20 protein-coding genes are annotated in these 23,081 nt (G+C 70.5%); 15 read left to right on the forward strand and 5 right to left on the reverse strand.

What is annotated here, in order from left to right; genetic code table 11:
- Window positions 1-53: 53 nt before the first annotated feature.
- The gene (locus tag ACFM35_RS12845; protein WP_378842613.1) at window positions 54-1,664 is read right to left on the reverse strand and encodes an amidohydrolase; all 1,611 of its coding nucleotides are present in this window, start codon (window positions 1,662-1,664) and stop codon (window positions 54-56) included.
- The gene (locus ACFM35_RS12850; RefSeq protein WP_378842615.1) at window positions 1,661-3,091 is read right to left on the reverse strand and encodes a purine-cytosine permease family protein; all 1,431 of its coding nucleotides are present in this window, start codon (window positions 3,089-3,091) and stop codon (window positions 1,661-1,663) included. Before ACFM35_RS12850 ends, ACFM35_RS12845 begins: the two co-directional genes overlap by 4 nt.
- 77 nt (window positions 3,092-3,168) lie before the next feature.
- On the opposite strand from ACFM35_RS12850, the gene ACFM35_RS12855 reads away from it, so the two are divergent.
- Window positions 3,169-3,828 (forward strand): TetR/AcrR family transcriptional regulator, encoded by a 660-nt coding sequence (locus ACFM35_RS12855; RefSeq protein ID WP_378842617.1) that lies wholly within the window; start codon window positions 3,169-3,171, stop codon window positions 3,826-3,828.
- 173 nt (window positions 3,829-4,001) lie between these two features.
- Here ACFM35_RS12855 and ACFM35_RS12860 read toward each other — a convergent pair whose 3' ends face one another.
- Window positions 4,002-4,397 carry an ester cyclase gene (locus tag ACFM35_RS12860; protein WP_378842619.1) on the reverse strand — a complete coding sequence of 132 codons (396 nt, stop codon included), beginning with the start codon at window positions 4,395-4,397 and terminating at the stop codon, window positions 4,002-4,004.
- A 208-nt stretch (window positions 4,398-4,605) separates the two neighbouring features.
- Here ACFM35_RS12860 and ACFM35_RS12865 point away from each other — a divergent pair, with 208 nt between their 5' ends.
- The 8 genes from ACFM35_RS12865 to ACFM35_RS12900 are packed head-to-tail and all read left to right on the forward strand — an operon-like array spanning window position 4,606 to window position 11,675.
- Window positions 4,606-5,586, forward strand: coding sequence for a metal ABC transporter solute-binding protein, Zn/Mn family (locus ACFM35_RS12865; RefSeq protein ID WP_378842620.1), 981 nt, complete (start codon window positions 4,606-4,608; stop codon window positions 5,584-5,586).
- On the forward strand, window positions 5,583-6,398 hold the full coding sequence (locus ACFM35_RS12870) for a metal ABC transporter ATP-binding protein (RefSeq protein WP_378842621.1): 816 nt from the start codon (window positions 5,583-5,585) through the stop codon (window positions 6,396-6,398). Before ACFM35_RS12865 ends, ACFM35_RS12870 begins: the two co-directional genes overlap by 4 nt.
- The gene (locus tag ACFM35_RS12875; RefSeq protein WP_378842623.1) at window positions 6,395-7,291 is read left to right on the forward strand and encodes a metal ABC transporter permease; all 897 of its coding nucleotides are present in this window, start codon (window positions 6,395-6,397) and stop codon (window positions 7,289-7,291) included. The genes ACFM35_RS12870 and ACFM35_RS12875 overlap by 4 nt, the downstream gene beginning before the upstream one ends.
- 29 nt (window positions 7,292-7,320) lie before the next feature.
- The gene (locus ACFM35_RS12880; RefSeq protein WP_378842625.1) at window positions 7,321-7,734 is read left to right on the forward strand and encodes a Fur family transcriptional regulator; all 414 of its coding nucleotides are present in this window, start codon (window positions 7,321-7,323) and stop codon (window positions 7,732-7,734) included.
- On the forward strand, window positions 7,721-8,749 hold the full coding sequence (locus ACFM35_RS12885) for a permease (protein WP_378842627.1): 1,029 nt from the start codon (window positions 7,721-7,723) through the stop codon (window positions 8,747-8,749). Before ACFM35_RS12880 ends, ACFM35_RS12885 begins: the two co-directional genes overlap by 14 nt.
- The gene (locus ACFM35_RS12890) at window positions 8,742-9,545 is read left to right on the forward strand and encodes a TIGR03943 family putative permease subunit (RefSeq protein WP_378842629.1); all 804 of its coding nucleotides are present in this window, start codon (window positions 8,742-8,744) and stop codon (window positions 9,543-9,545) included. Before ACFM35_RS12885 ends, ACFM35_RS12890 begins: the two co-directional genes overlap by 8 nt.
- Window positions 9,535-10,986 (forward strand): hypothetical protein, encoded by a 1,452-nt coding sequence (locus ACFM35_RS12895; RefSeq protein WP_378842631.1) that lies wholly within the window; start codon window positions 9,535-9,537, stop codon window positions 10,984-10,986. The genes ACFM35_RS12890 and ACFM35_RS12895 overlap by 11 nt, the downstream gene beginning before the upstream one ends.
- Entirely contained in the window at window positions 10,983-11,675 is a 693-nt protein-coding gene (locus ACFM35_RS12900) for a DNA-3-methyladenine glycosylase (RefSeq protein ID WP_378843037.1), read from the forward strand. The genes ACFM35_RS12895 and ACFM35_RS12900 overlap by 4 nt, the downstream gene beginning before the upstream one ends.
- A gap of 24 nt (window positions 11,676-11,699) precedes the next feature.
- Here ACFM35_RS12900 and ACFM35_RS12905 read toward each other — a convergent pair whose 3' ends face one another.
- On the reverse strand, window positions 11,700-16,703 hold the full coding sequence (locus tag ACFM35_RS12905) for an SCO7613 C-terminal domain-containing membrane protein (protein ID WP_378842633.1): 5,004 nt from the start codon (window positions 16,701-16,703) through the stop codon (window positions 11,700-11,702).
- A gap of 264 nt (window positions 16,704-16,967) precedes the next feature.
- On the opposite strand from ACFM35_RS12905, the gene rpmB reads away from it, so the two are divergent.
- The 5 genes from rpmB (at window position 16,968) to ACFM35_RS12930 (ending at window position 20,431) form a co-directional block, all read left to right on the forward strand.
- On the forward strand, window positions 16,968-17,204 hold the full coding sequence (gene rpmB / locus ACFM35_RS12910; protein WP_378842635.1) for a 50S ribosomal protein L28: 237 nt from the start codon (window positions 16,968-16,970) through the stop codon (window positions 17,202-17,204).
- The gene (gene rpmG / locus ACFM35_RS12915; RefSeq protein ID WP_018173550.1) at window positions 17,204-17,374 is read left to right on the forward strand and encodes a 50S ribosomal protein L33; all 171 of its coding nucleotides are present in this window, start codon (window positions 17,204-17,206) and stop codon (window positions 17,372-17,374) included. Before rpmB ends, rpmG begins: the two co-directional genes overlap by 1 nt.
- 3 nt (window positions 17,375-17,377) lie before the next feature.
- Window positions 17,378-17,683 (forward strand): 30S ribosomal protein S14, encoded by a 306-nt coding sequence (gene rpsN, locus ACFM35_RS12920; RefSeq protein ID WP_378842637.1) that lies wholly within the window; start codon window positions 17,378-17,380, stop codon window positions 17,681-17,683.
- A 296-nt stretch (window positions 17,684-17,979) separates the two neighbouring features.
- Window positions 17,980-18,267, forward strand: a complete 288-nt coding sequence (locus tag ACFM35_RS12925; protein WP_378842639.1) for an HU family DNA-binding protein — start codon at window positions 17,980-17,982, stop codon at window positions 18,265-18,267.
- A gap of 205 nt (window positions 18,268-18,472) precedes the next feature.
- On the forward strand, window positions 18,473-20,431 hold the full coding sequence (locus ACFM35_RS12930; RefSeq protein WP_378843039.1) for a bifunctional copper resistance protein CopD/cytochrome c oxidase assembly protein: 1,959 nt from the start codon (window positions 18,473-18,475) through the stop codon (window positions 20,429-20,431).
- A 38-nt stretch (window positions 20,432-20,469) separates the two neighbouring features.
- Here ACFM35_RS12930 and ACFM35_RS12935 read toward each other — a convergent pair whose 3' ends face one another.
- The gene (locus ACFM35_RS12935) at window positions 20,470-21,588 is read right to left on the reverse strand and encodes a hypothetical protein (RefSeq protein WP_378842641.1); all 1,119 of its coding nucleotides are present in this window, start codon (window positions 21,586-21,588) and stop codon (window positions 20,470-20,472) included.
- A 103-nt stretch (window positions 21,589-21,691) separates the two neighbouring features.
- Here ACFM35_RS12935 and ACFM35_RS12940 point away from each other — a divergent pair, with 103 nt between their 5' ends.
- Complete coding sequence (locus tag ACFM35_RS12940) at window positions 21,692-23,062, forward strand: ATP-dependent DNA helicase (protein WP_378842643.1); 1,371 nt, start codon at window positions 21,692-21,694, stop codon at window positions 23,060-23,062.
- Window positions 23,063-23,081 lie beyond the last annotated feature (19 nt).

Genomic DNA, 23,081 nt, shown 5'->3' on the forward strand with positions numbered 1-23,081 from the left:
ACGCTACGACACGCCGCGCGGGACGGGCGGGCGACGTTCCGAAGACGATCGCGCTATTTCGTGTAGCGCGTGCGTCCGCCCACGATGGTCTGCATCACGTGGGCCTGCAGCAGTGCGCCGGGCCCGGCGGTGAAGGGGTCGATGTCGAGGATCGCGATGTCCGCGGCGAATCCGACGGCGATGCGTCCGCGTCGGTCGCCTTCTCCGACGGATGCCGCGGCATCCCGTGTCGCGTGACCGATGGCCCGCTCGAGCGGAAGCGCATAGCCCGGGTGCACGGCCGTTACCGCTGGATCGAGCGCCGAGGCCCGCGTCGCCGCGACGTACATGTTCGCCAGCGAGTGGTGCGGCGCGGTCGGCGCGTCGGTCGAGAACGCCAGGAGCGCGCCCGCGTCTTCGTACTCGGGCCAGGCGAAAGCGCGGTCGACACGATCGTCGCCCAGCATCTCGGCCCAGTTCGCGAAGATCGCGGGGTCGGCATGCACAGGCTGCATGGATGCCGTCACCCCCAGTGTCGCCATGCGCTCGGCCGTGCCGGGAGCGGCGTACTCCAGGTGCTCGATACGGTGCAGCCGGGGTCGATCTCCGTTCTGGGCGATGGCGTGCTCGATCGCATCCAGCGCGATCTCGCTCGCGTAGTCGCCGATCGCATGCTGGGCGATCTGCAGCCCCGCCGCATCCGCCGCCGTCACGACCGGCCGCAACCGCTCGAGCGGCCAGATCGGATCGGCGTTCGAACCGTCCGAATACGGATGCCGCATCGCGGCGGTGCAGGCATCGATGACACCGTCCAGGACGAGCTTGATGCCGACCACGCGCAGCCAGGGCGTGGACGTGGATGCCGCCAGTTCGACGGCGCGGTCGACCTGCGCGAGGTTGGCCGCGTCGTCGCCGGTGTTCGTGATCAGCCAGTGCGCCGCGACGCGGAGGGGGAGCTCACCCCCGTGGCGTTCCCACGCTCGTCGCAGCGCGGCCAGACCGAACTCGTCGAACGCCATGTCGACCACGCCCGTCACTCCCGACTCGAGGTAGGCGGCGAAGGCGCGCTCCACGTCGTCGTCGCGGTCCGCATCGGTGGTGGCGATGTCACGGTGCGCCCAGGCGTACCGGCTGGCCGCCGTTTCCAGCAGCAGACCGGTCGGCTCGCCCGCGGCATCCCGCACGATCCTTCCTCCGATCGGATCGGCGGTCTCGCGCGTGATGCCGAGCTCGGCGAGGGCCGCGCTGTTGACCCAGCACGAGTGATAGTCGTTCGCGTCGAGGTAGACGGGGATGTCGGCGACAGCGTCGTCGATCATCGCTGCGGTGGGCTTGCCTTCGGGGATGGAGTCGAACAGCCAGCCCTTGCCCCAGAGCGCGGGGGCATCGGGCGCGGCCGCGCGCGCGTCGCGCAGGCGCGCCTGTACGTCTTCGATCGATCGCGCGTCGGTGAGCGGCACCTGACCGAGAGCAGCGCCCATCATGAGGAGGTGCATGTGGGCGTCGGTGAAGCCCGGCAGCACGAGACGGCCGGCGAGATCGACGACCCGCTCGGCGCTCGGCGCCCCATCACCGTCGCCGACGTAGGAGATCGTGTCGTCGTCGATCGCGAAAGCCGCAGCCCACGCGGCTGTGGGATCGGGGTCGCCGGTGAAGATGCGGCCGTTGATATAGAGGTCGGTCACGGCTGGCCGTCCTTTCCGAGAGGTGTCCGCTGCAGGACGGCGTAGAGCCCCCCGGCGACGATCATGCCGACGGGGACGGACAGGTCCACGAAACCGGTCGCCTGCGCGATCGGCCCGGTCCAGACATCCGTTGCCAGGCAGACCGCGGTCGCGATGCCACCGCAGACCAGTGCGGTGATGCCGGGGAGGCCCCACCCTCCCGAGTACCAGTAGCGTCCGCCCGGGTGGTCGTCGAACAGCTGCTCGCCGTCGTACGAGCAGCGCCGCAGCAGGACGTCGACGACGAAGATCGCCATGGCGGGTGCGGACACGATCACCAGGAACTGCAGCATGAGGTTTGCCGCCTCGAGGAGGCTCGATGAGAGGACGAGGTAGATCGTGAGGGCGGTGCCGACGACCCCGACGATGATGGCGGCGGGGATGCGGCGGAGCCGAAAGCCGATCGCCTGCAGCGCCATGCTCGAGCTGTAGGCGGTCATCGCGTTGAGCGCGATCGTGTTGACGACCACTCCGATCACCAGGACCGGACCGAGCCACAGGGGGAGGAGGTCGAACAGGGCGCGGTCGAGGCCCATCGCGAAGGCGTCCGCGCTGAGCCCGGTGGCCAGCAGCGCGCCGACGATCGTGAACACGATGAAGGGGAGGGCGCCTCCGAGCGCCGTCGCCGCGGCGATGTGCGACGGCTTCGTGGAACGAGGGAGATAACGGGCGAGGTCGGGACTGTTGATGAATGACAGCGGCGTGGACGCGAGAATCGTGAACCCGATGGACACCGCCGACCACAGCGCCGTGCCGCTGAGTCGCTCCGGCGCCGCGTATCCCCAGTCGACGGTCGGCAGGATGAAGGCGGCGACCAGCAGGAAGATGACGAACAGGGTGATCGCCATGATCGGGTACAGGCGAAGGATCAGCGCGTGACCGAAGATCGCGACGATGATCGTGACCGCGGACACGACGAGCGTCACGCCGATCGGAACCCAGACCGGGTCCTCCAGTCCCGCACGGCGCAGCAGGTCGGCGCCCATGAACGAGGACGCCAGCCACGTCAGCGACAGGAAGACCGCACCGATGAACCAGCCCACGACGGCGACGAAGAGCTTGTTGCCGAGGATGCCGTACATCGCTCGGGTCACGACCGATCCCGACGTGCCCGACGCTGGTCCGCTCGCCGCGATGACGCCGGGGAACACCCACAGCAGCGACGCCGCCAGGATCGCCGCGACGGCCTGCCAGATCTCCAGGCCCAGCAGGATGAGCGTGGCGCCGATGGTCAGATTCAGGATGCTGACGCTCGGCGCCGCCCAGATGAAGAACAGCTCGCGCGCACGGCCATGCCGCTCGGTGTCACCGATGAGTTCGATCCCACGGGTCTCGGGTCGGGCGGCCGATTCCGGCGAGGTGTCATGTGGAGCTCGAGCAGTGGTCATCGTCATCCTGACTCGAAAGGATCTATTGGTCAGGCAACCAATAGACTATTGGTCACATATTCAATAACATGACGGGCATGGCGTCAAGCAGTAATCCGGTGCGGTCGCGCAAGCGGCCGGAGGAGCGGCGCGAGGAGATCTTGTCGGCCGCGGCCTCGATCGCTCTCGATGAGGGGCTCGAACGGATCACCCTGCGAGCGGTGGCCGATCGACTGGGTGTGCGCCCGGGCCTGATCACCCATTACTTCCCCGCCGTCGAAGACCTGGTGGTCGAGGCATTCGCGCGGGCTGCGGAGCGCGAGCGCGAGCAGTTCTTCCCTGCCGGCGGCACGCCCATGCAGCGCCTCAGGCATTTCATCGACTACCTCGACGCCGGCGCTTCGATGCCCCTCGCCCGACTGTGGCTAAACGCACGCCACCTGTCGCGGTTCAGTTCGCCTCTGGAGGCGATGCTCGAGCAACAGGATGATCTCGATCAGGCGCGGCTGATCGCGCTGATCGAGGAGGGTGTCCGCGGGGGAGACTTCGCCGACGTGGATGCCGCGGGCGCCAGCATCCGCATCTTCCTGGCCATCGACGGCGGAGGCTCGTATGTGAACAGCCGTACGGCACACAGGAATCCCGTGCACAGGCATTTCGCGGCCGATGTCGCCGAGTGGACCCTCGGTCTCGCGCGCGGCACGCTGCGCCCGCGCGCGCTGGACGCCGACCCCGCCGCCCGCTCCGCCCGCTCCTGAGCCGCGCGGCGCCCCGTTCACGCGCGCGCACGGTTCCCGCCGAGCTCATAGCCGGCGTGCGCACCGAGCTCGTGCGTTCGGCGCCACGGCGTGCGTTCGGCGCAGCTTCTGCGCGCGGACGGGTCGGACGAGCGCACCCGCTGTCTGCGCGGCGCATGGTCGTCCGCTCGACGCTAGGCCGGGGGTCGGAGCTGACCGAGCAGTTCGGCGTCCCCCGTTCCGGAGTGCTCCGTGAAGCGTCCGCCGACCACGCGATACATTGCGTACTCGGCCACATTCGCGTGGCGTCGGGTCGCCGCGATGCCGCGGAACGCGCCCAGGTGCGTGCCGCTGGCGCGGAGGTGCACGGCGAGACGGTCGTCTTCGACGATCAGCTGGATGCGGCGCCATCGCCAGTCGGGGAAGGCGTCGAACAGGTCGGCCATGTCCTCGACCCACGCGTCCGCCCCGCCGGGTAGGTGCGCGCGCTTGGCTGACGGAGCGACGAAGCTTCGGATCGCTTCCAGATCGTGCCGATTGCACGCGTCGAGGTAGTCGGCGTACCACTCGCGTATCTCCCAGGGCTCCACCTCCCCATTATCCGCGGCCACCCCGCCCCGACTCGCCTCGTCGCTCCTCGCCGCGTCGGCCGCCGCCCCGCGCGTCGAACGGTCGCGACACGCCGTTACCGCGGGCGCGGCGCGCGGCCGCGCGGCGTGTCGCGACCGCTCGCGTGACCCATCCCACACTCCCGCACCTCGACTTGAGAACGATTATCAATAGCCATAGTGTGGAGGCATGACCAATTCGCAGCGCTCCCTCCGACGTCTGATCCCGGTCGTGGCGACGGCCGCAGCATCCGCTCTGCTGCTCGCGGGATGCGCGAGCGGCGCCGCGGGCTCCGGCGCCGCGTCGGACGACGGCAAGATCCGCGTCGTCGCCTCGACCGACGTCTACGGCCAGATCGCAGAGGCGATCGGCGGCGACCATGTGGACGTGACCTCGGTCATCGCGTCGGCCAGCCAGGACCCGCACGAGTTCGAGGCCACCGCCAGCGACCAGCTCGCGGTGCAGCGGGCGCAGTTGCTGATCGAGAACGGCGGCGGCTACGACAGCTTCATGGACACCCTCGTCGAGGGTTCCGGATCGACAGCGCCGCTCATCACGGCAGCGGAGCTCTCGCCGGCATGGCCGAGCGACAGCGAAGACCACGCGCACACCGAAGGCGCCGATGACGATCACGGTCATATCGAAGGCTTCAACGAGCACGTCTGGTACGACCCGACCACGATCTCGGCGGTCGCAGACGCCATCGCGAGCGAGCTGACGACCCTCGTCCCCGAGGCGGCGGCTGACATCACCGCCAATGTGGCGACCTTCCAGAGCGGGCTCGACGGCATCGAGGGCGAGGTCGCGGCGCTGAAGAGCGCTCACGGCGACACGGAGGTCTTCGCGACCGAGCCGGTGCCGATGTACCTGGCCGCTGCGGCGGGCATGACGAGCGTCACCCCCGGCGCTTTCAGCGAGGCGGTGGAGGAGGGGCAGGATGTCGCGCCCGCCGTCCTGCTCGAGTCGCTGAACGTCATCAAGGCCGGCGGCCTCGTCGCGGTGCTCGCGAACGCGCAGACCGGCGGACCCGAGACCCAGCAGGTGATCGCACAGGCCGACGGACAGGGCATCCCGGTGCTCGAGTTCACCGAAACCCTCCCCGAGGACACGACGTATATTCAGTGGATGACCGACAACGTGGCGCTGCTCGCCTCCGCGCTCGACGGATGACCGCACCCGCCATCCTCGAGATCGCGGGCGCCTCGCTGCGCCGCGCCGGCCGAGAGCTCTGGACCGGGCTCGACCTGCGGGTCGAGCCCGGCGAGCTGATCGCGGTGCTCGGGCCGAGCGGGTCGGGCAAGACCACGCTGCTGCGCGCCATCCTGGGTCTCGAAGCCCTCAGCGGTGGCAGCATCCGCGTCGACGGCGACGCCATCTCGGGTCGGGGCGATCGCCGCATCGGCTACGTCCCGCAGCAACGTCCGCTGCCGCCGGACACATCGATGCGCGGGCGCGACCTGATCGCGCTCGGCGTCAGCGGACACCGCTTCGGATTTCCTCTCCCGCGCCGTGCCGATCGCGCACGGGTCGAGGAGCTGATCGACGCGGTCGACGCCCGCAGCTTCGCCCAGCGTCCCGTGGGCCTGCTCTCGGGCGGCGAGCAGCAACGCCTGCGGGTCGGTCAGGCGCTCGCCGACCACCCGCGCCTGCTGCTCTGCGACGAGCCGCTCACGAGTCTCGACCTCGCGAATCAGCGCGACGTCGTGCGACTGATCGACGATTATCGACGGGATGCCGAGGCCGCGGTGCTGCTCGTCACGCACGACATCAACCCGGTGATGAACGCGGTCGACCGCATCCTCTACATCGCGAACGGCCGCTTCACGCTGGGCAGGCCCGACGAGGTGCTGGATTCGAAGGTGTTGAGCGATCTGTACGGCGCACCGGTGTTCGTCCTGCGGGCAGGCGGCCGGCTGGTGGTCGTCGGAGCCCCCGATGCCGACGAGGCCCACCACCACCACGACGAGGACGGGCACGCGTGAACTGGTCGGATGTCTGGGACGCCATGTTCGGAGGGCTGGCGGACTACGGCGACATCCTCGCCCTGGTGTCGAACTCCGTCATCGCGGGCGCGATCCTCGGGCTCGTCGGCGGGCTGATCGGGGTGTTCGTGATCCAACGCGACATGGCGTTCGCCGTCCACGGCATCAGCGAGCTCTCCTTCGCCGGGGCCGCGGCCGCCCTTCTGTTCGGCATCGACGTCGTCACCGGATCGATCGTCGGTTCCCTGATCGCGGCGGTCCTCATCGGGGTGCTCGGTGCGCGCTCGCGCGACCGCAACTCGATCATCGGCGTGCTCATGCCGTTCGGTCTGGGCCTGGGCATTCTGTGCCTGTCGCTCTACAGCGGTCGTTCGGCCAACCGCTTCGGCCTGCTGACCGGCCAGATCGTCTCGGTCCAGAACTCGCAGCTCGGCGCCCTGATGCTGATCAGCGCGATCTGCCTGGTGGGGCTCATGATCATCTGGCGCCCGCTGCGGTTCGACTCGCTCGACCCGCAGTCCGCGGCGGCACGCGGCGTGCCGACGCGCGCCGTGTCGCTCGGGTTCATGGTGCTCCTCGGCCTCATGGTGGCCGTCAGCGTGCACATCATCGGCGCGCTCCTCGTGCTCGCGCTGCTGGTCACGCCCGCCGCCGCCGCCACGCGCATCAGCACCGGTCCCGTCGCGGTGCCTCTCCTGGCCGCCCTCTTCGGTTTCGTCTCCGCGGTCGGCGGCATCCTGCTCGCGATCGCCGGAACGCTCCCCGTGAGCCCCTACATCACGACGATCTCGTTCCTCATCTACATCGTCTGCCGGGTCGTGGGTGGCAGGCAGGGCCGCGTGCTTCGCGACAGCGGCGGCCGTGCCGACCGGAGCGCGGTCGCTCTCGGGTGATCCCGAGACTGCCCTCGTAGACTTCTCCCATGGTTCAGCGCAATACGTGGCAGCGCGAGCGTGTACGCGAGGCGCTGGCCGACGCCCGCGGCTTCGTCAGCGCGCAGAACCTGCACGCGTCGCTGCGCGACGACAACACCGGCATCGGCCTGGCGACCGTCTACCGTGCGCTGGCCGGTCTCGCCGCCGACGGCTCGGCCGATTCGCTGCAGAGTCCCGACGGCGAGAACCTCTTCCGCGCCTGCGTCACCCCCGGTCACCACCACCACCTGATCTGCCGCTCGTGCGGTCTCACCGTCGAGATCGAGGCGACGGATGTCGAGCAGTGGGCTCAGCGCACGGCGGCGCAGAACGGCTTCAGTGCCGCCGAGCACGTGGTCGACATCTTCGGGCTGTGCGGCCCCTGCACCCAGGCACTGGCTGTCGAGCGTGACCCGGCTTAGTCCGGTCGCCTCGGCCTCGCCCCCACGCTCGCCGCGCTCGCGGGTGGGTGTGGCGCTCGCCGTGGGCGCTGCCGTGGTCGCGGGGCTTTTCCTGATCGATGCGCTGGCCCCGGCGTTGTACTCCGCCTCGCTGCCCACCCGCGTGCAGGACGGCCTGACGCTCTCGATCAGCGTCCTCATCGAGTCCATGCCCTTCGTCGCGCTCGGCGTCGTCCTGTCGATCGCCGTGCAGGTGTGGATCCCGCCGGGGATGATCGAACGATGGATGCCGCGCCGCGCGTGGGCCCGGCGTGCGGTGCTCTCCCTCCTCGGAATGGTGGTGCCCGTCTGCGAGTGCGGGAATGTGCCGTTCGCCCGCGGCCTCATGATGCGCGGGTTCACGGTGCCCGAGACGCTCACGTTCCTCATCGCGGCACCGATCGTCAACCCCATCGTCATCATCACGACCCACCAGGCCTTCGGGTTCTCGGACGGCATCCTCATCGCCCGACTCGTGGGCGGCTACCTCATCGCGAATCTGATCGGGTGGCTGTACAGCCGGCACCCCGATCCGGATGGGCTGCTCACGGACCGCTTCCGCGAGACGTGCGAACTCGTCACACACGAGCAGGGCGGCCGCGGGCGTCGCAGCCTCGCGCAGTTCATCGTCGAACTGCGCTCGGTCATGCCCGCGCTCGTGATCGGATCGGCTCTGGCCGGTGCCGTGCAGGTGCTGATCCCTCGATCGGCGCTGCTCGCCATCGGATCCAACCCGGCGCTGTCGATCGTGGCGATGGTCGCGCTCGCGATGATCGTGTCGATCTGCTCGAATGTCGACGCGTTCTTCGCGCTGTCGTTCGCGTCGACGTTCACTCCGGGCTCGATCGTGGCCTTCCTGCTCGTCGGGCCGCTCGTCGACGTGAAGATGCTCGCACTGCTCAGGACGACCTTCACGACCCGCGTCCTCTTCGGTCTCGTGGTCGTGGTGGTGCTCGCAGGCTTCGCCATCGGGGCGGGGGTGAACCTCCTTGCGTGACGTCGGCTTCCTCGGTACCCGCTGGCTCGGGGTCGGCCTCGCTGCCTGCCTGTCGGTCGTCACGATCAGCCTGGCGCTGACGGGCCAGCTCGGGCTCTACATCAACCCCGATTCGGCGTGGTTCGCGGTGGGCATGGCGGTGCTCGTACTGATCGGCACGATCCTCAGCTTCGCCCTCCCGCTCGGCGCGGAGGCCGATCACGGACACGATCACGATGAGCCGGCCGCACCCCGCGCGCCGCAGGACGAAGCGACACACGCCCACGACCACGCCCACCGTCCCGCCCGCCCGAGCGCCGGCACGCTGGTCGCCGTGACCGGTGGGGTCGCAGCATCCGCCGTCGTCGCCTGCATCGTCCTGCTTCCCCCGGCCTCGCTCTCGGCCGAGCTGGCCATGTCGCGCGACGTCGGCGCCGCGCCGCTCTTCGCCGGGCAGGATGCCGTCACACTCGCATCGACCGGCGACACGTCGTCGTTCGGGGTGGGGGACTGGGCTACGGTCTTCGCGACGGCCACGAACCCCGACGCCTTCGACGGCGACGCGATCACCCTGACGGGCTTCGCGACTCCGGTGGACGGTGGCGACGGCTTCCAGCTGACGCGCCTGGTCATCACGCACTGCGTGATCGACGCGCAGCCGGCGAGCGTCCCGATCGTCTCCGGCGCCGCGACGCCCGAGACGGGCCAGTGGATCACCATCACGGGCACGGTGCGCGCCACCTCCGAGGGCGGTCTGGAGATCGACGCCCAGTCGATCGACGCGGTCGAGGAGCCGAAAGACCCCTATGAGTACTGACCGCTCGACGCGCAGCTCCCGTCGCCGGCTCCGTCAGTCCCGCGCATTCATCGGAGCATTCGCGATCGTCGTCGCCGTCCTCGCGGGTGCAGCTCTCGCCGGGGCGGCCGCCACCACGGCGCAGGGCCCGCGGGTGACCGACGTGCAGGTGGATCCGGCCGCGGCGGTCGCGGCATCCGGCTCGCGGATGATCATCACCACCACGCAGTCGCTGCAGACCGTCGACGCGGGTCAGGTCACCGTCACGCCGGCGACGCCCTTCACCGTCGACACCTCCGGCCGGAGCGTCGGGGTGCGCTTCACGCTGCCGCTGCACGACGAGACCGCCTACACGGTGACGGTCGCCGGTCTCGAGGGGCTCGGTGGGGGACCCGCCGCCGAGATCTCGCAGTCATTCACGACGTCGGGCATCGACGTGTACCTGCTGCGGCGCGGTCAGGACGGGGACACGATCTTCCGCACCGATCTCGCGGGCGAGACCGCGGACGCCGTCTTCACGCACGAGCACATCGAGGACTTCCGTGCGACCTCTTCGCACCTCGTCGTGTCGGTGCGATCGGGCGAGGGTACCGGCACGAACGGCGATGGCGAAGCGGAGCTGATCGTCACCGATCTGGACGGCTCGAACGCGCGCGACCTGACACTGCCGGGGGACGGATACGTGTCGAATCTGCAGAGCGCCGATCGTGGTGAGCTGATCGGCTACACGTTCTCGGACGCCAACCTGTCGGCGACGACGGGGAGGGAGAGCGCGCTGTTCACCGCGTCGCTCAAAGACGATGCCGCGGATGCCGAGCCCACGCAGATCGCGGTCGCAGGCGACGATCAGAGGGTCGCGGAGTGGCGCTTCGTGCCCGATACCGACAGCATCCTGCTCCTCGCCTTCAGCGGGAGCCTGCTGCTCACCTCCGCGACCGGCTCCGATCCGGTCGCACTCGGCAACGCGGTCTCGATCGACGGGATCGCACGAGGGTCTTCGCACGCCGTTGTCGAACGCGCCGACGCGCGCTACGCGATCGACCTGACCGACGGCACCGAGCAGCCCCTCGTCGACGCCGCGGGCGAAGAAGGGCTGCCCGGCCCCGTCACCCCGATGCCGGGCGAGGGCGGTGGCACGCTGCGCACGTTCGCAGAGGTGGAGAACAACACCACGCTGATCAGCACGACGGTCTCGGTCGTCCGAGACGACGGCATTGCGACGCCGGTGTTCACCGCACCCGCGACCGACGGGGTACTCCAGACGTGCGTGTCACCGAGCGGTCGGTACGCCGCGGTGCTGGTCGCTCCCGACATCGTCGACAACCGCTACGACGCCTACCTGCTGCCGATGACGTCGCGGCCCGAGACCCACATCATCGACCTGTCCGCCACTTCCGACGATCGCGAGGTCTCGATCCTGTCGGGGTTCGACGCGTCGTGGTGCCAGGTCCCGCCCCGATGACGACCTCGTCGCCGCCGAGGGTCCGACCCGCCACCCGCCGGGATCTCGAAGGGCTGGCGGCCGACGTCGCTCCGAGCCTGCTCGGGGCCCACCTGACGGTCACGAGTGCCACCGACGCCGAGGAACACGCCGAGACCGTCACGATCCGCCTCACCGAGGTGGAGGCCTATCACGGGCTCGGCACGGGACCGACGGCCGACCCGGGATCGCACGCGCGCATGGGTCCCACCCCGCGCAACGCCACGATGTGGGGCGACCCGGGTCACCTGTACGTCTATCTCAGCCACGGCATCCACTCGTGCGTGAACATCGTGTGCGGCCCGGCGGGGGTAGCCGGCGGGGTGCTGCTGCGCGGAGCCGAGGTGATCGAGGGGGCGGATGCCGCGACCCGGCGACGACCGGCGGCGATCCGCCCGCGCGACCTGGCGCGAGGGCCGGGCAGGCTCGGGACGGCCATCGGCCTGAAGCATCCGCTGCACGACGGGATCGACGCGATCACGGGCGAGTCTTGGCAGGGGGCTTCGGCGCGGCTCGAACTGCTGTCCGAGCCGCTGACCCGGTTCGCCTCCGGCCCGAGGGTGGGAGTCGCCGGCGCGGCGGGGACCGCGAAATTTCCGTGGCGGTTCTGGGTGCCTGATGATCCGACGGTCTCCGCCTTCCGATGGGGGCGGGGCGCGGCATCCGCGTGATCGGCGCGTTCGCGCGGGGCGGCCTCAGCGCAACGACACCACCGCGGTGAAGGCCGATCGGATCGCGCGCATCTGCTTCTCGTAACGGGCGGCCACCACGATGAGCACGGCGCCGCCGATACCGAGCCAGAGCCACCAGGGAACGGCGACGTACGACTGCGAGATCCACGGCCACAGCTGCGCGCCGGCATGCACCAGTAGCACCGCCGAGCCGAGTACGAGAGGTGCCTGCAATCGGCCCAAGGCACCGGTGAGCACCATCGCGATCGCGACGACACCCAGCGCGACCACCCGCCATAGTTCGCCCGGACCGACGTCGAGCGCGAGCGAGGGGAGCGTGAGGAGGGCGAGGCCCGGACCGAGCGTCGGCCAGGTGCGCGCGGTCGCGTCGCTGCGCAGTCGCCGGATCCCGAGCACGATGAGGCCCAGGGCGGGTGGTGCGGTCACGGCCTCGATCGGATCGACGCCGTGGAGGGCGAGCGCGCTCACCGCGAACAAGACCAGAGCGACCGCCGAGGCGACGGGGAGGGCGATGCCGAGCCGATCCCTGGGCATGACTCCGAAGGCCCCCGCGGCGGTCAGCGCCGACGTCAGGACGAAGGCTCTGATGCCGTCGACGAGAGGATCTGCGCCGAGGAGCAGCGTGCCGGCCAGCGCCCACAGCACCACGGTGACGGCGAACACGGCGCCTGCGGCGAGATCCACTCGGTGATCGCGCGTGGATCGGATCGCGGCGACGCCGATGGCGGCGACCACCCCCGCACCGGCGAGTGCCCAGAGATCGGGTTCGATGCCGACCGGGGCCAGATCGGCGACCGCCACGAAGCGGAGCCCTGCCGCGATGGTCGCCCCGAGAAGCCCTCCGAGGGCCGTGACCGCCGCCAGACCCCGCCAGCGGGGAAGACGAAGGAGTGCCGCGCCGGCGACGCCTGCGACCGCCGCGACGAGGACCGTGATCGCGGTCCGAGGCAGGTCATCGTCGGCGGAGCCGCTCGCACGCGCGGCCTGCACCACGGTGGTCGCGACGAGCAGCGCGGCCCCGGCGCCGGCCAGCACCGTCGATGCGATGGGGGGTCGGTCGTCGTCGGTCATCCACACCGAGACTGCGGCGACGAGCACGGCGCCCGCGCCGGCGACCAGGGCCGCCGCGTCTCCCCAGGGAAGCGCATCGGCGTCGGACGCGAAGAGTGCGCGCGCGCCCATCAGAAGGGAGCCGGCGGTCAGGATCATCGCCGACGGCGACGCGAGGCGGAAGGTGCGCGACGCCGGCGCGACGGCGCACCCGACGGCAGCCAGCAGCGCACCCACGATCACCAGCCACACCCGTACCGGTTCGACGGCAGAGGTGGTGCTCGGCAGCAGCGCCAGGCCGAGGCCCCCGAGCCAGACCGCGCGCTCGCTCGCGGTTCCCGGGCGGCGCCAGAGCACGAGCGCTGCACCCGCCATGACGGCGAGCGCGAGCGGGATCGTGACGGCCTCCACCGTGGTCACGGTGCCCACGCCGAATCCGACCCCCGCGAGAACGAGTGCGGCGCCGAAGGCGGTCCACCGCGTGATGGTGCCCAGTGGCCGCCGATCGCGAGCGGCGGCCGCGAGATGGAGTGTAAGGGCGAGCCCGATCGAGATGGTCAGGACGAGGGGATGCCGCGCCTGGCCGATCAGCGACATCGTGGCAAGCCCCACCGCGAGCGGAGGGACGACCAGCGCGAACGCCGCCTCGGGCGAGGCATCCGCTCGTCCTCGCCGGCCGGCGATGAACCCGAAGGCCGCCGCGTAGGCGAGGAGGACGAAGCCCGCCGCCCACCACCCCTGCAGCGCCGCGCCGACGATCGTGCGCTCGAGTGCCACCAGGGCCGACACGACGAGAGCGGAGGTCGCTGTGGCGACGGCGGTGCCGCGGGTCCGCCGGAGCGGCGTCCACGACACGACGAGAGTCAGGGTGGTGGCGACGGCGGCGACGACGCCTCCGCGGACGTCGGACCCCGACCAGCTCGCCAGTGCGGGCATCGCGAGTCCGATCGTCACCCCGAGCACCGCGGCGACGGTCGCCTCGGCCCGGCGTCGCAGCCATGTCATCAGGACCGCCAGGACGATCAGCCCGATCGACGGCGGCAGTGCATACGCCTCGATGGTCGGCGCGTCCCCTGCGAGGTTCGCTGCGAAGGGTGCGAGCCACAGCCACAGCCCGATCGTCGCGAAGCCGATCGACGGCCAGATCAGCAGCCGCCGTGGGGCCGCCGACACGGTGGCGCCGGGGGCGGTGGTCGAGAACACGCCGGGTAGGGATGCCGCTTGCGGAGCCGCCCACCCCCGGCACACGGATGCTCCGGCGAAGCCCGCTGCCGCGATCACGCTCACCGCCCACCATCGATCGGACGCGGCCGACATCGCCACGGCGGCCGCGGTCGCGAGCGCCCCGCCGTCGACGAGCGCGCGCACGCGCCGACGCTCGGGCGTGGGAGTCGCACGCGTGCCGACGATCGCGGCCGCCCAGGTCGTGGCCGCCGCCGAGCCCACGATCGCCGGCGCGGAGTCGGCGGCCAGCCCGGCGGCGTCGAGGACGGCGAAGACGCCGGTTCCCACGAGGGGGGCGACCAGCAGGGCTCCTGCGCGGGCGGCCGCCCCGGTGATGGGCGTTCTCCCCACGGCCACGATCGTGAGGAGCGCGACGAGTGCGGCGGAACGGATGATCCCGGCGACGGGTTCTCCCAGCAGGCCCGGCCCGGCATCGTCGGGCGACAAGGGAAGGAGCGGCGCGACGAGGCGTGCGAACGACACGACGATGAGCGTCAGCGCGCTCACGGTGAGCGCCGATCGGGTGGACCGGTCGGGTGCCGCCGCGGCCGCGAGCACGAGTGCGGCGAGCGCGATCCACGAGAGGAGGATGAACGGCACCTCGGTGGCGGAGACGACGGATCCGGATGCCGCGGCCATCGCGGCCGGCGCGACGAAGGCCGAGATCGCGGCGACCATGACAGCGGAGACGGTCAGTCGCACGGCGAGCGCGCCGCGTGCCGCCGCGACGACATGAAGGCAGATCGGCACCGCCAGTGCCACACCCACGCCGACGAGCCAGAGCGCCGGCGCGGTCGTGCCCGCCAAATAGGCGACGGTCGCCGAGAGGAACGCGGCGATCCACCACCCGCGCGCGGCCTGTGCGTGGCGTGCGACGGCGGCGACGGCGACCGTGGCGACCGCTGCTCCCACGCCCACCACGACGGCGGGGATCGCGGACAGGACACCGGCGCCGAGGAGGAGCGCCACGGCGACCACCACCCGCGCGTCGCGCCACCCCGGGCGTCGCAGAGTGGGAGCGACGAGGAGCAGCGCCGCGACCGCCACGGCTCCGAGCCCACTCCACAGCGCCGCGTCGACGCCGGTCGTCAGGAGCGGCGATCGCGCGAACGTCGGTGTCTGCCACGGCGTCCACGCGACGATCAGGTCATGGGATGCGCGCGCGGCCCACATGATCACGCCGATCACGAGACTGGTGCCGCCGATGAGCGTCGCGCCGATGGAAGCGACCCGCAGTTCGCGGCGTGGCCGTTCGCGACCTCGAAGCCGATCGATCAGGGCGGCGACCGCGACGGCGATCACCGGCCCGAGGAAGAACGTCTGCAGATCCAGCTCGCCGCGCACCGCCACCTGCCAGCCGAGCATCCCGGCGACGACGGCGCCGAGCGTCGTGACGGCCGCGAGGAGCACTCCGCGCCACGGCAGCTCGTCCGCGCCGTCGACGGGCGCGGCATCCGAGGCCCCACCTTCCGGTGAGGCCTCCGTCTCGACCTTTGCCGCGAGATCGTCGGCGTCGGCGTCGGACAGCATGCCGTCGGCGGCCGCCGGGGCGTCGGTGCGTGCGCGCAACAGGAAGGCGTGGGTCGCGCTGAGCCCGACGATCGCCACGGTCGACCAGAGCGGCAGGACGATGCTGTCGGGTGACGAGACGGCCGCGACCGCTGCCGCGCCGACCAGCGAGATCACCCCGACCACGGCGAGGGTGACGCGTTCGGGCACCGCGTCAGCACGAGCTCGTGCCGCCGACCACGGCGGAGGCAGGGTGTGCGCCATGCCGCCCACGCTCGCGCCCAGCAGTCCCGCGACGATCGCGGCGTTCGACTCGAGGCCGCTCAGACCGCCGACGAGCAGGCCCAGCCCCGTCGGCAGAGCCAGCACCGCGACGAGGTCGGGTGCACGCAATCGCGAGAGGCGAGCCCAGACCCGCAGCAGCACCCCGACGACCAGCGCGGCCACGCCCGCGTAGACCGCGGGTCGCGTCGCTCCCGCGCCGAAGAGGTCGTTGGCGCGCACGGCCCACGCGTCCAGCGCCAACAGGATGACGCCGAGTACCGCGATCCCCTCGGCCGTCGCGGTGAGCTCGCGGCGCCTCAGGAAGGATGCCGTCGCTATGGTGGCGGCGGTGACGCCGGCGATGATGAGCGCGCGGACGGCGATGCCCGCGACGAACCAGGCCAGCAGCAGGAAGAAGACGGCGGCGACGCCCACAAGGGAGACGCCGACGATCAGCAGCAGCACCGGCACGCTCAAGCGCCGCCGAGGCCGGCGGGGCGGAGCAGCGGGCGGTTCGATCGCGACGACGGGCTCCGCGGTGGCCCCGGGCGCCACTGCCGGACGCAGATCGTCGATGTGGGGCGGGGGCAGCTCTCCCCACGCGTTCACGGGGACAGGCGTCGCGACGGCAGGTATGGCGGGGGCAGGCGTGGCGGGGGCAGGCGTGGCGGGGGCAGGCATCGCGCGGACAGGCGCGGCCGGCGGGGCGACCGGCGCCGCGGGAGCCGCTGCGTGCGCACGACGTATCTCGGCGATCACCGCTCGCCGCTCATGATCGATGTCGACCGCCCGGCGCCCCAGCTCCACCAGGCGCGCTGCGCGAGGGTCGCCCAGCACCAGGCCGCACTGACGGCAGGTCATCTCGGTGATCGGCGTGAAACACGCCGGGCACAGGTGCGTGTCGATCAGATCTGTCGCCGATGACGGCCACACCGTGTCTTCGTCCTGCGGATTCGTCATGAGTCCCCCGGATGCTGAGACCCCCATGCTGGCACCACCTCGATGCGTTCCGCCGCATATGCGCGGGAGCGGGGGAACGCGGAGCTCCCACCCGTCGTGGGGAGGAATCGCTGCGTGCTAAACTCGACGTTTGTCCGCGTGCACTCCTGCACGTGGTTCGCTCCCCCTCTTCATACGGGCCCATCGGCCTGTGTGCGGCGTGGGTGCAGACAAGGGATCTTGGGTGGGGCCGTCCGGCCTCACGGTATTGAAGGAGAAGAAACCATGGCAGCAGTGTGCCAGGTGACTGGAGCGGTTCCCGGCTTCGGTCACAGCATCTCGCACTCGCACCGCCGGACGAAGCGTCGCTTCGACCCGAACGTGCAGAAGAAGACCTATTACGTCCCGTCGCTCGGTCGCAACATCAAGCTGAACGTCTCGGCGAAAGGCATCAAGGTCATTGACGCGCGCGGCATCGAGTCCGTCGTCAAGGACATCCTCGCGAAGGGTGTGAAGCTCTAATGGCCAAGAAGGCTCAGGACGTTCGTCCGATCATCAAGCTGCGTTCGACCGCCGGCACGGGCTACACCTACGTGACGCGCAAGAACCGCCGCAACAACCCCGACCGCATCGTGCTGAAGAAGTACGACCCGGTGATCCGCAAGCACGTCGACTTCCGAGAGGAGCGCTAAGCCATGGCCAAGAAGAGCAAGATCGCGCGCAACGAGCAGCGCAAGGTGATCGTCGCCCGCTACGCGACCAAGCGCCTCGAACTGAAGAAGGCGCTCGTGTCGCCGACCTCGACCGACGAAGAGCGCGAAGCCGCACGCATCGGGCTGCAGAAGCTGCCCCGCAACGCATCGCCGGTGCGCGTGCGCAGCCGCGACGTCATCGACGGTCGTCCCCGAGGCAACCTCACGAAGTTCGGCATCTCGCGTGTCCGGTTCCGTGACATGGCACACCGTGGCGAGCTGCCCGGCGTGACCAAGTCGAGCTGGTAACCACCCGCAGCGCCAGACAGACGCAGCATCCGGAAGGCCCGGCGATCCACGGATCGCCGGGCCTTCCGTCGTTCCCTCCTCCTCACGACGCCGACCGCACCCGCCGTCACATGGGCCACAGGAGTCACACGAAACCGGCCGACACGCCGCCAATATGACGTCGGATGCCTCGAAATCCGCGTGATTCCGCGGAAAGTCGGTATATTCGAGCCCGGTCGATCCGACCAGCCGAGGGCATGTGTCCTTCGGTCCGAGTAACGAAAGGCGGCAAGTGCGCCGCCTTGGAGGACACCCACATGGCTGACAAGTCCATCACCAAGACCGAACTCGTTGCGAGCATCGCCAGCGCCACCGGCCAGAGCCAGGCCGCCGTTTCGGGCGTGCTCGACTCCCTCTTCTCGACCGTCTCCGACGCTGTCGCCAAGGGCAGCAAGGTGTCGATCCCGGGGTGGATCGCGTTCGAGCAGGTCGAGACCTCGGCTCGCACCGGCCGCAACCCGCAGACCGGCGCCGAGATCGCCATCCCGGCCGGCAAGCGCGTCAAGGTCACCGCCGGTTCGAAGCTGAAGGCCGCCGTCAAGTAGACGAGCTCCACACGCAGCACGCCCCGCACGCGGGACGTCACGAGGGGGGATGCCGCGGCATCCCCCCTCTCGCGCGTCCGGGGTCCACGGATCGGCGCTCCCGACCCGTCCTGCGACCTAGGCTTGAGGGGTGATCCCCACGGCCGCTCCACCCGTCGCCGACGCGACGAACGGGGCACCCCCACGCCTGGGCGCCCCCCGCCTGATGCGGCTGGCCGGGCCGGCGATCCTCGTCGTGGTCGCCCTCGTCGCACTGGTGCTGGGCCTGGCGTACGGCGGCGGCGCAGCACCGCTCCTGATCGGCGATCCCGGGCCGATCGTCCGCTGGGGACTTCCGGCGGCGACGCTGCTGGTCAACCTGTCGGCCGCGGGGTTGGTCGGCAGCCTGGTCGTGGGCCTGTTCGCGCTGAAGGCGGGCGAGCGCGAATTCGATGCCGCGCTGGATACGGCATCCATCTCGGCCTCCGTCTTCACGATCGCGGCCGGCGTCACCGGGTTCCTCACCTTCCTGAACGTCATCCCCGCGGCCGTCAGCGCCGACGCCGCGTTCGGCCAGCAGCTCGGCCGCTTCCTGGTCGAGACCGAAGCCGGTCGCGGCTGGCTGATCACCACGATCGCCGGCGCGGGCCTCACGGTGCTCACCTTCGCGGTGCGCTCCTGGACGGCGACGCTCGTCATCGCGATCCTGGCGATCGCCGCGATGGTGCCGATGGGCACCCTCGGACACTCCGGCGAAGAGGCCAATCACAACATCGCCGTGACGGCCCTCGTCCTGCACATCGTGGCGGCAGCGGTGTGGCTGGGCGGCCTCATCCTCATGATCGTCGTGCGTCCACTCATGTCGCGCGAGAAGATGGCCGCGGCACTGGTGCGGTACTCCAGCATCGCTCTGGTCGCCTTCATCGTGGTGGCGATCTCGGGCACGGTGCGCGCGGCGATCAGCGTGGTCACCTGGGAGGGGCTCCTCTCGCCCTACGGCGCCCTCGTGATCGTCAAGGTCGTCGCCCTCGTCGCGCTGGGCGTGCTCGGCGCGTGGTACCGCCGGCGCCTCATCGGCAGAGTGCGGGAGGATGCCGCGTCCCGCGTCTTCTGGTGGCTGATCGGCGTCGAACTCGCGTTCATGGGGGTGGCGAGCGGCGCCGCCGCGGCCCTGGCGCGTACGCCTCCGCCCGTCGACACCCTCCTCGCCGAACAGACGCCCGCGGTGATCCTGACGGGTGCGACGCTGCCGCCGGAGCTCACCCTGGAGCGCTGGTTCACCTCGTGGAGCATCGACCTGCTGTGGGCGTTCGCGGTGGCCTTCGGGCTGTTCTTCTACCTCGCCGGCGTCTGGCGCATGCACCGCCGCGGCGACCGCTGGGCGCCCTATCGCACCGTCTTCTGGGTGCTCGGGATGCTGCTGCTCCTCTGGGTGACGGGCGGCCCGGTGAACGCGTACCAGGACTATCTGTTCAGCGTCCACATGGTCGGCCACATGCTGCTGACGATGGCGATCCCGCTGCTGCTCGTGGCCGGCGCGCCCGTCACGCTGGCCGCCCGCGCGATCCGCAAACGGGATGACGGAACCCGCGGCGGACGCGAGTGGATCCTCTGGGCCGTTCATTCGCCGGTCGCCCGCGTCCTGACGAACCCGTTCGTGGCGGCGGCCCTGTTCGTCGGATCCCTCTGGGTGTTCTACTACACCGACCTGTTCCGCTGGTCGCTGTACGACCACCTCGGCCACGAATGGATGGTCGCGCACTTCCTCATCACGGGCTATCTGTTCGTGCTGACCCTGATCGGCATCGATCCGGTTCCGTTCCGGCTCCCGTACGCGGGGCGGCTGCTGCTGCTCATCGGCGTGATGGCGACCCACGCCTTTTTCGGCATCGCGATCATGATGCAGTCGGGGCTCATGGTCTCGGAGTGGTTCGGAGCAATGGGGCGCACGTGGGGCGCGACGCCGATGGAGGACCAGTACGTCGGCGGCGGCGTCGCGTGGTCGGTGGGCGAGATCCCGACCCTCATCCTCGCGATCACGGTGGCGATCCAGTGGAGCCGCAGCGACGACCGAGCGCAGAAGCGCCGCGACCGTGCGGTGGATCGCGCGGGAGACCTCGAGCTCGACGCCTACAACGAGCAGCTCGCCGCCCTCGCTGAGCGCGACGCCCGCGCCTCCCGCTGAGCGTTGAGGGATGAGCGGATGCCGCAGCATCCGTCACCTCATCGTTCGTCGGTGCTCGTCACCGAGATCGAGGCCGTGCCGTCGGCGAGGATGTCGATCGACCCGCGGAGCGCGAACGGGACGTCTTCGGACACGCGCGTGATGCGGCCGTCGTAGAGCGAGCGGATGTCGACGTCGATGTGCGCGACCGCCTCGGTGCGCTCGATCTTCCAGTCGGCGCCGTCAGGTGTCACCGTGACGGTCGGCTGGGTGACGATTGACCAGGTCGGCGGGGAGACGATGCGGTCCTGCACCGGGTACCCGAACGGGCACGCGGTCGGCTGCAGCACCTGCTGGGTCGCGCATCCGGTGAGGAAGTTCTGCACCTGCTCCTCCACGACGGCGACGAACTGCGCCGTCGGCTGCGCCTGCAGGTCGACGGGGATCGATACGAGCGGCGAGTCCGAGACCACCGCGGTGCCGGCGGCGGTGGCCACCGGGGTGTCGACCGTGACCGAGTAGAGGCCGGGGGAGAAGACGAGCAGCGGCACCGCGGCAAGCGGGTCGGCGTCCGCGAGGTCGGGTGAGATCTGTCGCTTGTCGATCGTGAATCCGTTCACGCTGAAGCTCATGGAGCCGCGCACCGTGAGGTCGATGACGGCCAGCGGGCTCGTCGCGAACCTCCAGCGCGGCGTGATCCCGATCCACCCGTCGGAGGTCACGTCGAAGGTCGTGCTGCCGGCGTAGTCGCCCGCGCGGTACGACATCGTGACGCGCGTGAGGCCGCCGTCGGCGGTCTCGGACACCGCCTGGATGTCGGTCAGGCTTGCGAGCGCATCCCGCCGCAGCAGCGCCTCGGAGCTGACTTCGGGCATGCCCGCCGCGCGCAGAGCGGCCGACTCGATCGCCACCCCGGGCAGCGTCAGCGCATCGGCGGCGCGGCCCTCCGACAGCAGCGTGAGGTAGCGCTCGACGAAGGCGGTCGGGCTGTAGAGCTGCCGGTACAGGCTGAGCGCCCCCGCCCCGATCGCGGCGACGAGCAGGACGCCGACGATGGCCAGCAACGTCAGGTCCACGGCCAGAGACGAGCGGCGAGCGGATGCCGCGCCCGCCGTCGCCGAGGCATCCGGGGTCTGCTCCGCATCTCCCCGAAGCGTCACCCCCGCCCCGTGATCCACGAGGCCAGTCTAGGAAACCCCGCCCGGGAGTGAGCCGAACGCGTCATCCACCGAGATGTCCTCGGATACGCCGGACGAAGCCGCCGCTGGCTAACATGAGGCGGTGACCACGCCTCCTCTGTCCACCGAGCTCTCGGCGGAGCAGGAGGCGCTCTTCCGGCTCATCGAGGACACGCGCGACCATGTGTTCGTCACCGGACGGGCCGGCACCGGCAAGTCGACTCTGCTGCAGTACCTCGCGTGGAACACATCGAAGCAGATCGCGGTGTGCGCACCGACCGGCGTTGCGGCGCTCAATGTCGAGGGGCAGACCATCCACTCGTTGTTCCGCCTGCCGATCGGGTTGATCGCGGGGGGCGAGCTCGATCAGTCCGATGCGACGCGGAAGATCCTCAACGCGCTGGACACGCTCGTCATCGACGAGATCTCCATGGTCAACGCCGATCTGATGGACGGCATCGACCGTTCTCTGCGGCAGGCGCGCGGACGCAAGGCCGAACCGTTCGGCGGGGCGCAGATCGTCATGTTCGGCGACCCGTACCAGCTGGCTCCGGTGCCGCCGCGGGGCGACGAGCTCCGCTACATCCAGGATCACTACCGGTCGTTCTGGTTCTTCGACGCGAAGGTCTGGGCCGGTGAGGTCGCCTCCGACGGGCTCGTCGATCTCGGTCGTCACGGCGCCGAACTGCACATCCGCGAGCTGCGCGACATCCACCGGCAGTCCGATCCCGCCTTCAAGGCCATGCTCAATGCGGTGCGCTACGGGCACGTGACCGCCGATATCGCGCAGGTGTTGAACGACACCGGAGCACGGCGACCCCCGGAGCCCACCGACGGCGAGACCCCGATCATCACCCTCGCGACCCGCAACGACATCGTGAATTCGATCAACCGCCGTCACCTCGAGGCGCTGCCGGGCAGGGCGCAGACCGCTGCCGCCGAGATCAGCGGTGACTTCGGCCGGGGGGAAGCGGGCTACCCGGCCGACTCGGAGCTGCAGCTCAAGGTGGGTGCACAGGTGATGTTCCTGCGCAACGACACGTCGTCGTACGGCGATCCGGCACGGTGGGTGAACGGCACCATCGGGACCGTCACGCGGATCGCGGGCGGCACGGTGCGGGTCGACGTCGACGGGGACGAGTTCGACGTCGAGCCGGCCGTCTGGGAGAGGTTCCGCTACGCGTACGACCCGGGGGCGAAGTCCCTCTCGCGCGAGATCGTCGCGGAGTTCACCCAGTTCCCGCTGCGGCTGGCGTGGGCGGTGACGATCCACAAGTCCCAGGGCAAGACCTACGACCGCGCGATCGTCGACCTGGGGTCGGGGGCGTTCGCCCCCGGGCAGACGTACGTCGCCCTGTCGCGCCTCACGTCGCTCGACGGCCTGTACCTTTCGCGACCGCTCCGGCCGAGCGACATCCGCGTCGACCCCGACGTGCAGCGGTTCATGGCGTCGGTGCGGGCCGCGGCATCCTGAGCAGGTCCGTCCGTCCGCC

Source organism: Microbacterium songi (assembly GCF_042747925.1).
In the GTDB taxonomy this organism is placed as follows: Bacteria; Actinomycetota; Actinomycetes; order Actinomycetales; family Microbacteriaceae; genus Microbacterium.

What these genes read in the sequence shown, in the direction of transcription:
- ACFM35_RS12850 (WP_378842615.1), bottom strand. Translation starts at nt 3,091, where the DNA reads ATGACCACTGCTCGAGCTCCACATGACACCTCGCCGGAATCGGCCGCC.
- ACFM35_RS12855 (WP_378842617.1), top strand. Translation starts at nt 3,169, where the DNA reads ATGGCGTCAAGCAGTAATCCGGTGCGGTCGCGCAAGCGGCCGGAGGAG.
- ACFM35_RS12865 (WP_378842620.1), top strand. Translation starts at nt 4,606, where the DNA reads ATGACCAATTCGCAGCGCTCCCTCCGACGTCTGATCCCGGTCGTGGCG.
- ACFM35_RS12870 (WP_378842621.1), top strand. Translation starts at nt 5,583, where the DNA reads ATGACCGCACCCGCCATCCTCGAGATCGCGGGCGCCTCGCTGCGCCGC.
- ACFM35_RS12880 (WP_378842625.1), top strand. Translation starts at nt 7,321, where the DNA reads ATGGTTCAGCGCAATACGTGGCAGCGCGAGCGTGTACGCGAGGCGCTG.
- ACFM35_RS12895 (WP_378842631.1), top strand. Translation starts at nt 9,535, where the DNA reads ATGAGTACTGACCGCTCGACGCGCAGCTCCCGTCGCCGGCTCCGTCAG.
- ACFM35_RS12900 (WP_378843037.1), top strand. Translation starts at nt 10,983, where the DNA reads ATGACGACCTCGTCGCCGCCGAGGGTCCGACCCGCCACCCGCCGGGAT.
- ACFM35_RS12905 (WP_378842633.1), bottom strand. Translation starts at nt 16,703, where the DNA reads ATGACGAATCCGCAGGACGAAGACACGGTGTGGCCGTCATCGGCGACA.
- rpmB (WP_378842635.1), top strand. Translation starts at nt 16,968, where the DNA reads ATGGCAGCAGTGTGCCAGGTGACTGGAGCGGTTCCCGGCTTCGGTCAC.
- rpmG (WP_018173550.1), top strand. Translation starts at nt 17,204, where the DNA reads ATGGCCAAGAAGGCTCAGGACGTTCGTCCGATCATCAAGCTGCGTTCG.
- rpsN (WP_378842637.1), top strand. Translation starts at nt 17,378, where the DNA reads ATGGCCAAGAAGAGCAAGATCGCGCGCAACGAGCAGCGCAAGGTGATC.
- ACFM35_RS12925 (WP_378842639.1), top strand. Translation starts at nt 17,980, where the DNA reads ATGGCTGACAAGTCCATCACCAAGACCGAACTCGTTGCGAGCATCGCC.
- ACFM35_RS12930 (WP_378843039.1), top strand. Translation starts at nt 18,473, where the DNA reads ATGCGGCTGGCCGGGCCGGCGATCCTCGTCGTGGTCGCCCTCGTCGCA.